At 69.1% G+C, this 13277-nt stretch carries 14 protein-coding genes and 1 pseudogene; 9 read left to right on the plus strand and 6 right to left on the minus strand.

The window, feature by feature from the left end; genetic code table 11:
* Positions 1-7 precede the first annotated feature (7 nt).
* Positions 8-448 (minus strand): MarR family winged helix-turn-helix transcriptional regulator, encoded by a 441-nt coding sequence (locus tag EIZ45_RS31180; protein WP_205670170.1) that lies wholly within the window; start codon positions 446-448, stop codon positions 8-10.
* A gap of 131 nt (positions 449-579) precedes the next feature.
* Here EIZ45_RS31180 and EIZ45_RS31185 point away from each other — a divergent pair, with 131 nt between their 5' ends.
* Both EIZ45_RS31185 and EIZ45_RS31190 read left to right on the plus strand, forming a co-directional pair.
* Positions 580-1638, plus strand: a complete 1059-nt coding sequence (locus EIZ45_RS31185) for an LLM class flavin-dependent oxidoreductase (RefSeq protein WP_134667280.1) — start codon at positions 580-582, stop codon at positions 1636-1638.
* On the plus strand, positions 1635-2168 hold the full coding sequence (locus tag EIZ45_RS31190; protein WP_205670169.1) for an NAD(P)H-dependent oxidoreductase: 534 nt from the start codon (positions 1635-1637) through the stop codon (positions 2166-2168). The genes EIZ45_RS31185 and EIZ45_RS31190 overlap by 4 nt, the downstream gene beginning before the upstream one ends.
* On the opposite strand, the gene EIZ45_RS31195 is transcribed toward EIZ45_RS31190, so the two are convergent.
* Positions 2120-3028, minus strand: a complete 909-nt coding sequence (locus EIZ45_RS31195; protein ID WP_037816965.1) for a LysR family transcriptional regulator — start codon at positions 3026-3028, stop codon at positions 2120-2122. The two genes, EIZ45_RS31190 and EIZ45_RS31195, sit on opposite strands and share 49 nt — an antisense overlap.
* A 107-nt stretch (positions 3029-3135) precedes the next feature.
* Between EIZ45_RS31195 and EIZ45_RS31200 the strand changes: the two genes are divergently transcribed.
* Positions 3136-3525 carry a hypothetical protein gene (locus EIZ45_RS31200; protein WP_205670168.1) on the plus strand — a complete coding sequence of 130 codons (390 nt, stop codon included), beginning with the start codon at positions 3136-3138 and terminating at the stop codon, positions 3523-3525.
* A pseudogene (locus EIZ45_RS31205) lies at positions 3522-5095 on the plus strand (multicopper oxidase family protein). The gene EIZ45_RS31200 and the pseudogene EIZ45_RS31205 overlap by 4 nt, the downstream one beginning before the upstream one ends.
* Here EIZ45_RS31205 and EIZ45_RS31210 read toward each other — a convergent pair.
* From EIZ45_RS31210 to EIZ45_RS31220, 3 genes are all read right to left on the minus strand, one after another.
* Positions 5092-5613 carry a hypothetical protein gene (locus EIZ45_RS31210; protein ID WP_134667278.1) on the minus strand — a complete coding sequence of 174 codons (522 nt, stop codon included), beginning with the start codon at positions 5611-5613 and terminating at the stop codon, positions 5092-5094. The pseudogene EIZ45_RS31205 and the gene EIZ45_RS31210 overlap by 4 nt on opposite strands.
* A gap of 131 nt (positions 5614-5744) precedes the next feature.
* Positions 5745-6413 (minus strand): response regulator transcription factor, encoded by a 669-nt coding sequence (locus EIZ45_RS31215; protein ID WP_134667275.1) that lies wholly within the window; start codon positions 6411-6413, stop codon positions 5745-5747.
* A 42-nt stretch (positions 6414-6455) separates the two neighbouring features.
* Positions 6456-7661 (minus strand): HAMP domain-containing sensor histidine kinase, encoded by a 1206-nt coding sequence (locus EIZ45_RS31220; protein ID WP_134667273.1) that lies wholly within the window; start codon positions 7659-7661, stop codon positions 6456-6458.
* 148 nt (positions 7662-7809) lie between these two features.
* Here EIZ45_RS31220 and EIZ45_RS31225 point away from each other — a divergent pair, with 148 nt between their 5' ends.
* The 5 genes from EIZ45_RS31225 to EIZ45_RS31245 all read left to right on the plus strand — a co-directional run bounded on the left by EIZ45_RS31225 (position 7810) and on the right by EIZ45_RS31245 (position 12527).
* Positions 7810-8316: a hypothetical protein gene (locus EIZ45_RS31225; protein WP_134667271.1), complete on the plus strand. Its 507-nt coding sequence runs from the start codon at positions 7810-7812 to the stop codon at positions 8314-8316.
* Complete coding sequence (locus EIZ45_RS31230; protein WP_134667269.1) at positions 8313-9362, plus strand: peptidoglycan-binding protein; 1050 nt, start codon at positions 8313-8315, stop codon at positions 9360-9362. Before EIZ45_RS31225 ends, EIZ45_RS31230 begins: the two co-directional genes overlap by 4 nt.
* Positions 9359-10054: an ABC transporter ATP-binding protein gene (locus tag EIZ45_RS31235; RefSeq protein ID WP_134667267.1), complete on the plus strand. Its 696-nt coding sequence runs from the start codon at positions 9359-9361 to the stop codon at positions 10052-10054. The genes EIZ45_RS31230 and EIZ45_RS31235 overlap by 4 nt, the downstream gene beginning before the upstream one ends.
* A gap of 370 nt (positions 10055-10424) precedes the next feature.
* Entirely contained in the window at positions 10425-11630 is a 1206-nt protein-coding gene (locus EIZ45_RS31240) for an ABC transporter permease (protein ID WP_134667265.1), read from the plus strand.
* A gap of 258 nt (positions 11631-11888) precedes the next feature.
* Positions 11889-12527 carry a LuxR C-terminal-related transcriptional regulator gene (locus EIZ45_RS31245; protein ID WP_134667263.1) on the plus strand — a complete coding sequence of 213 codons (639 nt, stop codon included), beginning with the start codon at positions 11889-11891 and terminating at the stop codon, positions 12525-12527.
* Positions 12528-12534: 7 nt separating this feature from the next.
* Here EIZ45_RS31245 and EIZ45_RS31250 read toward each other — a convergent pair whose 3' ends face one another.
* Entirely contained in the window at positions 12535-13158 is a 624-nt protein-coding gene (locus EIZ45_RS31250) for a response regulator transcription factor (RefSeq protein ID WP_134667261.1), read from the minus strand.
* Positions 13159-13277 lie beyond the last annotated feature (119 nt).

Raw genomic sequence — 13277 nt, forward strand, 5'->3', positions numbered from 1 at the left:
CGAGGGCTCAGCGGTCCTCGAGATCGCGCCAGACGGCCGCCAGAAGGCGCAACTGCTCGTCGTCCAGCCGGTCGAAGAACAGCGTCCGCAGGTCCTCGTGATGACGGCGGCGGGCTTTGCGCATCAGCGCGCGGCCCTGCGCGGTCAGCACCGCGTCGAAGCTGCGGGCGTCCACCGCCGATTGGCGGCGTTCGATCAGCCCGCGGCCGACGAGACGGTCGGCCAGCCGGGTGAAGCCGCCGGTGGACATCAGGCGGCGCTGAGCGAGGTCGGTCATCCGCATGCCCGCGTCGCCCGCCTCCGCCAGCAGGGCCAGCACGCTGTACTCCGCCATGCTCACGTTCAGCGGCGCGAGCCCGTCCGCCAGCGCGCGCCACAGCCGCTCGTGCGTGAAGAGGAACCCGCTCCACGCCTCCTGTTCCAGGTCTCGCAGCCCGTCGCTCGCCATGCCGACACGGTAACCGGGCCCGGGCAAACGGGTGACCACGGCCACCTCCGGAAATAGTTGTCTGCGCAGACAGGTTATTTCGGCAGGCTCGGCCGCGGCGTGCGGGCGGGCACCGGAAAGGAGCACCGACGATGGCTGAACCGCAGACCGCCGGGTCGCGACCGTTCGAAATCGGCATCCTGACGTTCGCCGAACTCACCAAAGACCCGGTCACCGGGGCGCTTCCCTCGCCGCGCCAGCGGGCGCGCGAGACGATCGAGCAGGCACAACTCGCCGACCAGGTCGGGCTGGACGTCTTCGGCGCCGGCGAGCACCACCGCGCCGACTTCGTCGGGTCCGCGCCCTCGGTCCTGCTCACCGCGGCGGCCGAGCGAACCGAGCGGATCCGGCTGACCAGCGCGGTGACCGTGCTGAGTTCCGAAGACCCGGTGCGGGTGTGGGAGCAGTTCGCGACGATCGACCTGCTGTCCGCGGGCCGGGCCGAGATCATCGCGGGCCGCGGGTCGTACACCGAATCCTTCCCGCTCTTCGGCTACGACCTCGCCGATTACGCCGATCTCTTCCGCGAAAAGCTCGACCTCCTGCTGGCCATCCGCGAGCAGAACCCGTTGACCTGGAAGGGAAAGTTCCGGGCACCGCTCGATGACGCCGACATCGCGCCGCGCGCGGACGGCCTGCCGATCTGGGTGGGTGTCGGCGGGTCCGCGGCATCGGCGGTCAGCACCGGACGGCGCGGGCTGCCAATGGCGATGGCGGCTCTGCTGGGACCGTTGACCCAGCACGAGGAGACCGCGGCGCTCTACCGGCAGGCGGCGCGAGAAGCCGGGCACGAGCCGGCGTCGATCAGCATCAACGTGCACGGGTATGTCGGGCGCACCAGTCAGGAGGCGCGCGAAACCATGTATCCCTACTTCGCACAAGGCATGCTGGAGAACAATCATCAGCGCGGGGTCGGGATGCGGATCTCCTGGTCCGCCTTCGAAGCGCAGGCGTCGCCCGGGTCGGCGCTGCTGGTGGGCAGTCCGGCGGAGCTGATCGAGAAACTGCTTGCCTACCACGAGGTCTACGGGCTGAACCGGGCGTTGATCCAGCTCGGGTTCGGCGGGATGCCGCAGAAGGCGCACCTCGCCGCGATCGAACGGCTCGGCACCGAGGTCGCCCCGGTCGTGCGGCGGGAGATCGCGTCGTGAGCGGGCTGCGCGTGGTGGTCGTCAACGGGAGCCCGAGCCGGCCGTCCAAGACGATGGGGCTGGTGGACGTCATCCTGGAAACGCTCGGCAAGCTGGTCCCCGTCGAGGCGTCCCGGATCGACGTGTACCGGCTGGGGCTCGGCGAAACCGTCGAACGCTCGGACGCGCCGCCGGAGGTCGAGGCCGCGTTGCGGAGCGCCGAAGGAGCCGACCTGCTGATCGCGGCGACGCCGGTGTTCCGCGGTTCGTACCCCGGGATGTTCAAGCAGTTCTTCGATCTGGTCGACCAGTACGCGCTCGCCGACAAACCCGTCCTGCTGGCCGCGACCGGCGGCGGCGACCATCACGCGCTCGTGCTGGAGCACGCGCTGCGGCCGTTGTTCGGGTTCTTCCAGGCCCTCACGCTGCCGGTCGCGATCTTCGCGTCCAGCGGGGATTTCGACGGAACGGTACTGCTGAATCCGCGCGTGCACGGGAGGATTCAGATCGCGCTCGAGTCCGCGGGCCGGTACCTGCCCGTGCCGAAGTAGTCCATCGCGAACTCCGTCAACCGTTGTGCCGCAGCGGAAAGGTACGCGTCCGCGCGCTGCACCACGGTCAAGGTCCGATAGCAATCCGGAGCGTCCAGCTCCAGCCCGACGGCCGCCTCGTCCTTGGCGGCCTGTCGGGCGACCTCCGGCACCAACCCGATCCCCAGCCCGCTCGCGATCAGCTGGCCGGTCGCGCCGGGTTCGTCGCTCTCGCAGGAGTAGTTCGGTTCCAGCCCGGCTTCGGCGAAGAGGCGGTCGGAGAGGGTGCGCGGCCAGTAGCCGGGGCGGGTGGTCACCATCGGCTCGTTCGCGAGGTCCGCCATCCGCACGCGTTTGCGCCGCGCGAGCCGGTGCGTGCTCGGCACGGCGAGGATCACCTCCTCGCGCAGCAGTTCCCGCGCTTGGAGGCCAGGCTGCTGCAGCGGCTGCGAGGCGAAGCACAGATCGACCTCGCCCGCGCACAACTGCTGCGCCATGGTTTCCGCCGAGGATTGGTACAGCCGCAGTTCGACGCCGGGGTACTCCGCGCGGAAGGCGCTCATCAGACCGGTGAGGGTGAGCAGGGTTTCCGACGCGACGGCGACCCGGCCGTGGTCCAGACCGGCCAGATCGACGAGTTCCTGGCGGGCGTCGTCGAGTTCGCGCAAGGCCCGGTCGACGCGGCGCAGGAACGTGGTGCCGAAGTGGTTGAGCCGCAGCCCCCGCCCGGCCCGCTCGAACAGCGGCACGCCGAGATCCGCCTCCAGCCGCGCGATCGCCCGGCTCAACGACGGCTGCGCGATGTGCAGCTCGGCCGCCGCCTGGCTGAGGTGGCCGCGGTAGGCGACCGCCTGGAAGTAGCGCAGCTGCAGCAGGTCCATCTCATAGCTCCGAGGTCATGAGTACATGGCGATTTTGGTCTTGGACGGCATGAGAAGTTCAGCTTAGCGTCTGAACGGGGGAATTCTTACGCGCACTAGGGGGAACGGTGGCCGAAGCGGCCCGGACACGCGGGCGGACGTTGCTGGTGGTGATGCGGGTTGTCGTGACGGTGCACGCCGTCGCGATCCTGGGTCAGCCGGTGTTCGCCGGACGGTATTTGATCGGCGACTACAGCATGCTGGCGATGCACGAACTCGGCGCGAACATCGTGTCGACGGTCGCGCTCGTGCAGCTCGTGCCCGCCGCGCTGTACTGGTGGCGCGGCGGCGTCCAGTGGCCGTTCTGGGCGAGTTTGCTGCTGGCCGGCGGCGAGACCGCGCAGTACTTCGCCGGGCAGGCCGGTGCTCTTGACCTGCACATTCCGCTCGGTGTCGCACTGGTCGCGATCGCGCTCGGGACGCTGTTCGGCATCTGGCGGACTGGGGCACGGCGATGAGCGGGATGTCGCGCCGCCGGTTTCTCGGACTGGCGGGCGGTGCCGGAGTGGTGCTCACAGCCGGGTTCGTCACCCCGCGGTTGTTGCGGCCCACCCCAGCCACCGGTGAGCTGCTGACCAGCGAAGTGCCGCTGCCGCAACCGTTTCAAGTGCCGTTGCCGCTGCCGCCGGTGCTGAATCCGGTCTCCCGCGACGGCGGCGTCGACCGGTACGAAATCGTGCAGCGAGCCAGCACCGCGGAGATTCTGCCTGGACTGCACACGCCGATCTGGGGTTACCAAGGCACTTTCCCCGGGCGACCATCGAGTCCCGCAGCGGCCGGACGACGATTGTCCGGCACCGCAACGAACTTCCGGTCCCGACCGTCGTGCACCTCCACGGCGGGCGCACGCCACCGGAGTCCGACGGCTACGCCACTGACCTCGTGCTGCCCGCTGACGGCCGGTATCTCGCCGGTGCTGGGCACGGGCATTCGGGGATGGCCGACCCGGACGCCGTCGTCACCACCGGCACCCGCGAGTACACGTATCCGTTGCGGCAAAAGGCCGCGATGCTCTGGTATCACGACCACCGGATGGATTTCACCGGACCGGCCGTGTACCGCGGACTCGCCGGACTGCACATCGTCCGCGACGCCGAGGAAGACGCGCTGCCACTGCCGCGCGGCGAGCGAGAGATCCCGCTCATGATCACCGACCGCGCGTTCGCCGAAGACGGATCGATGCGATACCCGTCGCTGGATCCTTCGTTGCGAACCGTGCCGGGAGTGGAAGACGCTTACGCGGCAGGCGTTCTCGGCGACGTACTGCTGGTGAACGGCGCGCCGTGGCCGGTCGCGGAAGTGTCGGCGACCCGGTATCGCCTGCGATTCCTCAACGGTTCCAACGCTCGCCGGTACGATCTCGCCCTCAACCCGCCGCCGCCGAGCGGACCCGCGTTCACGCAGATCGGGTCGGACCAAGGCTTGCTCGACGCCCCGCGCGGCCACGAGCACCTGCCGATCGCGCCTGCCGAACGGTACGACATGGTCGTCGACTTCGGCGCTTATCCGGTGGGTACCGAGGTGACGCTGGTCAACCGTCTCGGAACCGGTTCCACCGCACAGGTAATGCGATTCCGCGTCGCGCGCCGGACGAAAGACGACAGCCGCATTCCGGCGAAACTGTCCGAAATGGAGCGACTCGACCGGGCACAAGCGACGGTGACCCGCGAGTTCGCGTTCCGAAGTGGACAGTTCAACGGCAGGCACGGCTGGACCATCGGCGGCGAGGCCTTCACCCCGACGAAGATCGCGGCTCAGCCGAAACTCGGCGACGTCGAGATCTGGCGGTTCGTCGCGGATCTGCACCATCCGATCCACCTGCATCTGGTGCACTTCCAGGTGCTTTCCCGCGGCGGCAAGGATCCCGCGCCGCACGACGCGGGCCGGAAGGACACTGTGGACCTTCGGCCCGGCGAAGCGGTCGAGGTGATCGCGCGATTCGACGGATATCGCGGGCGGTACATGTTCCATTGCCACAACGCCGAGCACGAGGACATGGGGATGATGGCCACGTTCAAGACCGTTTAGCCCGGACGCAGCCAAGTTTTGACGCGTCGGCCGGTCGCGAACGCGCACACCAGCAGCGGCAGCACCCAGTCCGCGTCGATCAGGAAGAACGAGACCAGAGACGCTCCGCCCGGGTCGAGCACCCGGCTGCCGTCGATCGGCACGAACGCGACGACCATGGCGACCGCGACCACCAGCAGCCTGCTGCCCGCGCCGAGCAGCACGAGCGTCCGGCCGAGCGGGTTGCGCAGCGCCAGCAGCATCGCGCCGGCCAGGCAGCACACTCCGCAGAGGACCTGGCTGACGAGTCCGCCGAGCATGCTGGCCGAAAGGGTGCCGTCGTCGGCGGGCACGTACATCGCGATCAACGACAGCGCGTCGACCGGGTCCCAGCGGCCGCTCGGCTGGGCGGAGTCCACTGTGGCGGACGGCCAGATCAGGAACACCGTTTCGCGGACGGCGACCAGTACCGCGAACCCGATCGCGAGTGCCGCGCCCGCCGGTAACCGCCTCGTCCGCTCGACCGTTCGCTCCGTCACCAGGCCCCTCCTTCGCCACCGAGGCGGCAAACCTAGCCCGGCGCGGAGGGGACCGGTCCCGGAACGTCCGTGAAGGGCTCCTTGAGGGAATCTGATTCCGTCAAGGAGCCCTTCACGGAACGGCGGCGCGGCTAGGCGGGTGTGGCGGCCAGCCGGTATCCGGCTCCGGCGACCGTCTCGATCACCGGCGGCGAGCCCAGTTTCCGCCGCAACGTCATCACCGTGACCCGCACCGTGTTGGTGAATGGGTCGGCGTGCTCGTCCCACGCCTTTTCCAGCAACTGCTCCGCGCTCACCACCGTCCCGTCGGCCCGCATCAGGACCTCCAGCACCGCGAACTCCTTCGGCGACAACGGCAGGAAGCGGCCGTCGCGGGAGGCCTGGTGCCGGGGCAGATCGAGGACCAGACCGGCCGCCTCCAGCACCGGCGGCAGCGCCGGACGCGCCCGGCGGGCCAGCGCGTGCACCCTGGCGACCAGCTCCGCGAAGACGAACGGTTTGGTCAGGTAATCGTCCGCGCCGAGGTTGAGTCCTTCGATGCGGTCGGTGACGTCGGCGGCCGAGGTGAGCATGAGGACCCGGGTCTCGCCGCCCGCGTCGACGATCGCCGCGCAGACCTCGTCGCCGTGCACGGTCGGCAGGTCCCGGTCCAGGACGACGACGTCGTACGCGTGCACGGCGACGCGTTCGAGGGCCTCGCCGCCGTCGTAACAGACGTCCACCGCGATGGAATAGCGGCGCAGCCCCTCGGCGATCGAATCCGCGAGGAGCGGCTCGTCCTCGACAATCAGTACCCGCATTCGATCATCATGCCCTGAACGGCGATAAAGGCGAGATAAGGATCAAGCGGGCAGCCGCACCTCGACCGTCAAACCGCCGTTCGGATTCGCCCGCGCGGAGACGTCCCCGTCGTGCGCGCGAGCGACGGAACGCACAATCGACAGCCCCAGTCCGGAATGGTCAGCCGCTCCGGTCCGATCCGGTTTTCCCCGCCGGAAGGGTTCGAACAAGCCCGCGACCTGGTTTTCGTCCACATTGGACCCGGAATTGCGGACACTCAGGGCGGGTGTCGCGCCGATGGTGATCGACACCCAGCCGTCCGGAATGTTGTAGCTGATCGCGTTGCTCACCAGGTTCAGCACCAAGCGTTCGAGCAGCACGGCATCGCCGATCACCGTACGTGCGCGCAGTCGGGTCTCCACGGTCACGCCAGCCTCTTTCGCTTGCGCGGCGGTGAGTTTCACTACGGAACGGACCACTTTGTCCAGTCGCACCGGAGCCCGGGCACTCAGGCCGCGATCACTGCGCGCGAGCACCAGCAACCCTTCGATCAGCCGTTCGCTGCGTTCGTTGGTCTGCAGCAAATGCGCACCCAGTTTGGTCAGCACCGGCCCGGCATCGGGGTTTTCCAACGCGACTTCGATCAGCGTCCGCTGCACCGCGAGCGGAGTGCGCAACTCGTGGGAAGCGTTGGCTACAAACCGTTTCTGGCTGTCGAACGAACCGGCGAGACGGTCCAGCATGCTGTCGAAAGTGTCGGCGAGTTCCTTCAATTCGTCACGCGGGCCGTCGAGGTTGATGCGCTGATCGAGCTTCCCGGCTTCGAGCCGCCGCGCGGTCGAGGTGATCGTGTGCAACGGCCGCAGCGCGCGTCCCGCCATGAACCAGCCGAACAGCAACGCCAGCGCGGCGGTGACCACCAGCGCGATCGCCGACGCGAGGACCAAAGTGGACATTGTCGAGCTGCGGTAATCGGTGAGCACCGCAGTCGCCACTTTCTCCGCGGAGGCAGGGACGGTCTGCATCGGGATCGTCGTCGCCTCCATCGGGACCGATTCGACGTCGGCGGCGACCTGGCTCAGCTTCAGCGAGGCTCCGTCGCCGAGATACTGCGCGGGCGCGGGCAGTTCATTGCTGACGACGGTGTAGGTCACCACCACCAGCACGAGCCCGGCCAGCAGGAAGAACCCGCCGTACAGCGCGGTGAGCCGGGTCCGCACGGACAGCCGCAGCGGCCCCCGGCGCGGGCCTGCGCTCTTCTCGGCCAAGGGGTCCTCCCAGGTCGTGGCTGCCGACAGTCTGTCCTATCCGGGCATAAGGAGAGGATAAACAAGATCGCTTAACGAGCCTGTATCGCCGCGTCGGTACTACTGGGCCACCGGCGGGAACGACCCGCCCGAGCCAAGGAGAATCCCGATGCGGAAAACACGTCTGGCGGCTGTCGGAGCCGGATTGGCGCTGGGGCTGCTCACCGGGTGTTCGTCCGGGGAAACCGCGCCGCAGGTGCCGTCGATCTCCAGTCCGAAGGCAAGCCCGCAGCAGGACGCCGCCGCCGGAAAAGCCGATCCCGCGGCGGACCGGGACGCGATGCGCGCCTACGCGAAATGCATGCGCGAACACGGCGTCGACACACCGGATCCGGGCGAGAACGAAGCCCCGACCATCAATTTCTCCAACGATCCCAAGACCATGGCGGCCCTCGACGCCTGCAAGAAGCTGCTGCCGGGCGGCGGAATGCCGAAGAAGCTCACGCCGGAGGAACTGGACAAGGCCCGGAAGGACGCCAAATGCATGCGCGAGCATGGCGTCGACATGCCGGATCCGGACGCGAACGGCGGCGCACAGGCGCTGCCGATGAAGGACGACGGGACCAAATTCGAGGAAGCGCTCAAGGCGTGCGGAATGGGAATGGCCGGAAAGTGACCGGGAAACGAGGACGCTGGTTCATCGCCGCGGGAGCGACGGTCGTCGTGCTCGGCACGACCTCGGCGGTCGTGCTGACCCACGTCGCCTCCGGCGGCGAACCAGCCGCGGCGGCGAAGCCGGTGGCGACCGCCGAAGTGACCAAATCGGACTTGAAGGAAGAGGAGAATGCGACCGGAAAACTCGGCTACGGCAAGGAATCCGCGCTGAGCGGCAAGAAGAACGGCACGGTGACCTGGCTGCCCGGCCGGGGCGACGTGCTCGGCCGCGGCAAGACGGCGTACACAGTGGACGCCAAGCCGGTGCCGCTGTTCTACGGAACTCTGCCGTTCTATCGCGTGCTGAACGACGGCGTGGACAAAGGACCGGACGTCAAAGAGCTTGAAGAGAACCTGAAAGCACTGGGATACGGCGGTTTCGGCACTCCGGACGAGAAGTTCACCTCCGCGACCGCGACCGCGCTCAAACGCTGGCAGAAATCGCTCGGCCTGGCGCAGACCGGGACCTTCGATCCGGCCGACGTCGTGCTGGCCCCCGGCGAGATCCGGGTGTCGTCGGTGACCGGTCAGCTCGGCGGCCCCGGCGCGGGCGAGGTTTTCAAGTACACCGGCACGGCCCGCGTCGTGGAGGCCGAATTGGACGCGACCAAGCAGAGCGTCGCGGTCAAGGGCGCGAAGGTGCCTGTCTCGCTCAACGGCCGCACGCTGACCGGCACGATTACCGATCTCGGCGACACCGCCGCGGAGGACAAGGAAACCGGCAAGGCGAAGGTCACTGTCCAGATCCAGGTGGACGACCCGGCTGCTGCCGGAGACGTCGTCGATGTCCCGGTATCGGTGCGGTTCACCAAGGAGGTCCACCAGGACGTCCTCGTGGTGCCGGTCGGCGCGCTGGTCGCGCTCGCCGAGGGCGGATACGCGGTCGAGGTCGACGAGCAGGGCAAGCGGCGGCTGGTCGGCGTCGAGACTGGGTTGTTTTCGGGCGGGCAGGTCGAGGTCAAGGCCGCCGGTCTGCACGCGGGCCAGCGGGTGGTGACGACGTCATGATCCCCGTGCTGGCCGCGTATCGGGTGTCGCGCACCTACGGCGGTAACGTGCCTGCATTGCGGAATGTCTCACTGTCCTTTTCGGACGGAGAGATGGCGGCGATCGTCGGACCGTCCGGTTCGGGAAAATCCACGCTGCTGCAACTGATGGGCACGCTCGACCGTCCGACGGAAGGCCGGATCGAGATCCGCGGACACGACGTCGCTCAGCTGTCCGACCGCAAACTCGCCGCACTGCGCTCGCGGTGGATCGGGTTCGTGTTCCAGCAGTTCTTCCTGGACGACGGCGAAACCTCGGTGAACAACGTGTGCAGCGGCCTGCTGTACAGCGGAGTCCCGAAACGAAAACGCCGAACGCGCGCATTGGAGGCCCTCGACCGGGTCGGGCTCGGACATCGCGCCGGACACCTGCCAGGCGAACTGTCCGGCGGCGAACGGCAGCGAGTCGCGATCGCCCGGGCGGTCGTGAACACGCCGCCGATCCTGCTCGCCGACGAACCAACCGGAAACCTCGACACCGGCAATGGCGCGGCGGTGCTGTCCTTGCTCGCGGAGCTCAATGCTGGCGGCACCACGGTCGTGCTGATCACGCACGACCGGGAAATCGCGGCCGGAATGCCGCGGCGAATCGAGATCCTCGACGGGGAATTACGCCTCGACACTGGTGCGGCCGACCTGGCGGTGCCGCAATGAGCGCGCCCGGAGCGGATCGGCTCGGTGCCGCCGACCTGCTGCACGCTGCTGTCGACCGCAAACTCCACCCCACCACCGCACCCGGCAAAGGCATCCCAATGACCGCACCCAGCCCGAAACAGCCCGGTCCCGCCGACCCGCCGCACAGCCGCCGACACGACCACCGCCCCGGCCGGAACGCCGCAATGACCGCACCCAGCCCGGCCCCGCCGACCTCCCGCGCGCCCGCCGACGCCCAACCCGACCCCACCACCGCACCCGCCGGGAACGCCGCAATGACCGCACCCAGCCCGAAACAGCCCGCCCCACCCCGCACCAAAGCCCCGCACCCCCCTGCCAACAGCACGACCCACTTGGCAGGAGCACCCCAATGACCGCACCAGCCCCACCCAGCCCAACCCGGCTCGGTCCCGCCGATCTGCTTTCCCTTGGCGCGCACGGAATGCGCACCCGCCCGCTGCGCGCGATGCTGTCCGCGCTCGGCATCGCCATCGGGGTCGCGGCGATGGTCGCCGTGCTGGCCATTCCGGCGTCGGCGGACCAAGCACTGCAGGACAAGCTCGCCGCGATGGGCACCAATCTGCTCCGCGCCGAGGCCGGGCAGACACTCATGGGCGGTTCGGCGAAGCTGCCCGACTCGGCGGTCCCGATGGTGCGGCGGATCGCGCCGGTCGAGGGGGCGGTGGAGGTCGGCAAGGTCAACGCCAAGGTGTACCGCAACGACCGGGTCGGCAAGGACGATTCGGCGGGTGTTTCGGTGTTCGCCGCGCGGCCGGATCTGCTGCCGGTGCTCGGCGGGAAGGTCCGGACCGGGACGTTCCTCGGCCCGGCGAACCAGCGCTTCCCGGCGGTCGTGCTCGGGTCGGAAGCGGCGTCGAGGCTCGGCATCGACCACCTCGATCCGGCGCGTCCGCCGCAGGTCCTGATCGGTTCGGCGTGGTTCAGCGTCGTCGGGATTCTCGCCCCGATGCCGCTCGCGCCTGAGGTCGAACGGTCGGTGCTGATCGGCTGGGACGTCGCCAAACAGGTCTTCGGCTTCGACGGCCATCCGAGCACGGTGTACCTGCGCGCGCGGGAATCGCAGGTCAACGCGGTCCGTTCGGTGCTCGCCGCGACGATCAACCCGGCCGCGCCGAACGAGGTGGCGGTCGAGCGGCCGTCCGACGCGCTCGCCGCGCAGCAGCTGACGAAGAACACCTACGGCGCGCTCTTCCTCGGCCTCGGCGGGGTGGCGCTGCTGGTCGGCGGCGTCGGCGTGGCGAACACGATGGTGATCTCGGTGCTGGAGCGCCGACGCGAGATCGGATTGCGCCGCGCGCTCGGGGCGACCAGGGGCCAGGTCCGCGGGCAGTTCCTCGCCGAATCGGTGCTGCTGTCCGGGTTGGGCGGGCTCGTCGGGGTGGTGCTCGGGGTCGGCGCGACCGCCGGGTACGCGCTCAGCCAGGGCTGGCCCGCGGTGCTGCCGCCGGTCGCGCTCGCCGGCGGGGTGGCGGTTTCGGCCGCGGTCGGCGCGATCGCCGGGGCGTATCCGGCGATGCGGGCGGCGCGGCTTCCCCCTGCTCAGGCGCTCGCCTGACCCCGTGGTCGGCCCGCAGGACCGGATCGCGTGAACGCCACCCGGTCGTGCGGGCAATTACCACCGCTGGACTCCCGTCTAGTGCTATCGTGCAACTAAGGTTACAAGCACTAACGTTCGATTAAGTCCTTAACTGCTGCTGAGGTACCGCAGGCACTACCGCGCCCGGGCAGCGCGGGGGATCGACCTCGCGCGCTGGATCGCGGATCCTCGGCTCAGCGGAGGATGCGGCGCGGAACGACTGGTCTGTGAGCTGACATGAGCGCATTGCCCGAGCGAGTGGCGATCATCGCCAACGACCCGATCAGCGGCGAAGGAGCCGCCGCCTACCTGCGCGGCACGCCCCGGTACGCCGTGATGGCTCCCAGCGAAGTCCCGCGCGCGGACGTCCTGCTCGTGATCGTGCCGGAGGTCCGCGAGAAAACCCTGGCCGACCTGGCGCGGATCCGGCGGACCGCGCTCGTCGCGGACGTGCGCGCGGTGCTGGTCGCGGACCGGATCGAGAAGGCCGAACTGGGCAGGCTCGGCGGATTCGGCCTGTCCGCGGCGCTGTACCGCGGTTCCGCGACGCGCGAGAAGATCCTCGAAGCGCTGGCCGCCCGCGTGCCGGCGGCCGAGCCGGAAGACGTCCGCGCGACCCGGCTGACGAACGAGTTCCACACCAGCGAGGGCGAGGTCAGGTACCCGCGCGGCTTCCTCGACCGGCACCGGCTGCAGAGCCGCGAGGTAGAAATCCTCGGCCTGCTCGCGGACGGTTTCGGCACGGTCGAAATCGCCGACCGGATGGCGTATTCGGAGCGGACGATCAAGAACATCATCAGCACGCTGCTGGTGCGGTTCGATCTGCGAAACCGCTCGCACGCGGTCGCGTACGCCCTGCGGACGGGCATCATCTGAACGCCCCTCAGATCGCGCCGTTCCGGAGCGCGTAGGCGACCGCGTGCGTCCGGTTGCGCAACTCGAGGCGCTGCGACAGATCGTGGATCACCTTCTTCACCGCGCGTTCGGAGAAGTTGATTTTCTCCGCGGTTTCCGCCGTGTCGAGGCCTTCGGCCAGCAGCCGCAGCACGTCGATTTCCCGTTGCGTCAGGCCGGAACTGTGCTTCGGCCGCGGTTCGATCGGCCGGCGGAAATGGCTGAGCAGCGTGCCCAGCGCCGCCGGGGGCAGGATCCCGCCGCCGCGTGAAGCGGTCAGCACCGCGGCGGCCAGCTGCTCGCTCGACGTGCGCTCGCGATTCAGCAGGGCGACCACGTTGCACTCCACCGCGGTCAGCACCGCCGAGCCCGCCGCCTGCTCGTCGACGAGCAGCACCACCGGAGCGTCCACAGTGGCCTTGAGCCCGCGCAACGCCGACGTCACCTCCACCGACAGCAGCTCGGCCGCGACGATGATCACGTCCACCTCGTCAGTCACGACGGAAAACTCCGGCCGCGCCTGCAGCCAGCTCCGGATCCCGTTGTCGGTAAGGGGATCCGAGGCTCGAATGAGCACCCGGACCGCTGTCTCGTGCACCGCCGTCCCGTCCATCCCCGCTCCCCCCTGCCCTCCCGGTCGCCCGAACCTAAGGCCCCGGCGGGACGACCGGCGATCCCGCGCGGGGTACAGATCAGGTACAGCCAGCTGTACCGCCCATGGTCCCGCGATAC

Origin of the sequence: Amycolatopsis sp. CFH S0740, from assembly GCF_004522315.1 — a bacterium.
Taxonomy (GTDB): Bacteria; Actinomycetota; Actinomycetes; order Mycobacteriales; family Pseudonocardiaceae; genus Amycolatopsis; species Amycolatopsis nivea.

Coding starts and splice junctions, on each gene's coding strand:
- EIZ45_RS31235 (WP_134667267.1), top strand. CDS start 9,359: ATGATCCCCGTGCTGGCCGCGTATCGGGTGTCGCGCACCTACGGCGGT.
- EIZ45_RS31245 (WP_134667263.1), top strand. CDS start 11,889: ATGAGCGCATTGCCCGAGCGAGTGGCGATCATCGCCAACGACCCGATC.
- EIZ45_RS31195 (WP_037816965.1), bottom strand. CDS start 3,028: ATGGACCTGCTGCAGCTGCGCTACTTCCAGGCGGTCGCCTACCGCGGC.
- EIZ45_RS31215 (WP_134667275.1), bottom strand. CDS start 6,413: ATGCGGGTACTGATTGTCGAGGACGAGCCGCTCCTCGCGGATTCGATC.
- EIZ45_RS31225 (WP_134667271.1), top strand. CDS start 7,810: ATGCGGAAAACACGTCTGGCGGCTGTCGGAGCCGGATTGGCGCTGGGG.
- EIZ45_RS31185 (WP_134667280.1), top strand. CDS start 580: ATGGCTGAACCGCAGACCGCCGGGTCGCGACCGTTCGAAATCGGCATC.
- EIZ45_RS31250 (WP_134667261.1), bottom strand. CDS start 13,158: ATGGACGGGACGGCGGTGCACGAGACAGCGGTCCGGGTGCTCATTCGA.
- EIZ45_RS31240 (WP_134667265.1), top strand. CDS start 10,425: ATGACCGCACCAGCCCCACCCAGCCCAACCCGGCTCGGTCCCGCCGAT.
- EIZ45_RS31180 (WP_205670170.1), bottom strand. CDS start 448: ATGGCGAGCGACGGGCTGCGAGACCTGGAACAGGAGGCGTGGAGCGGG.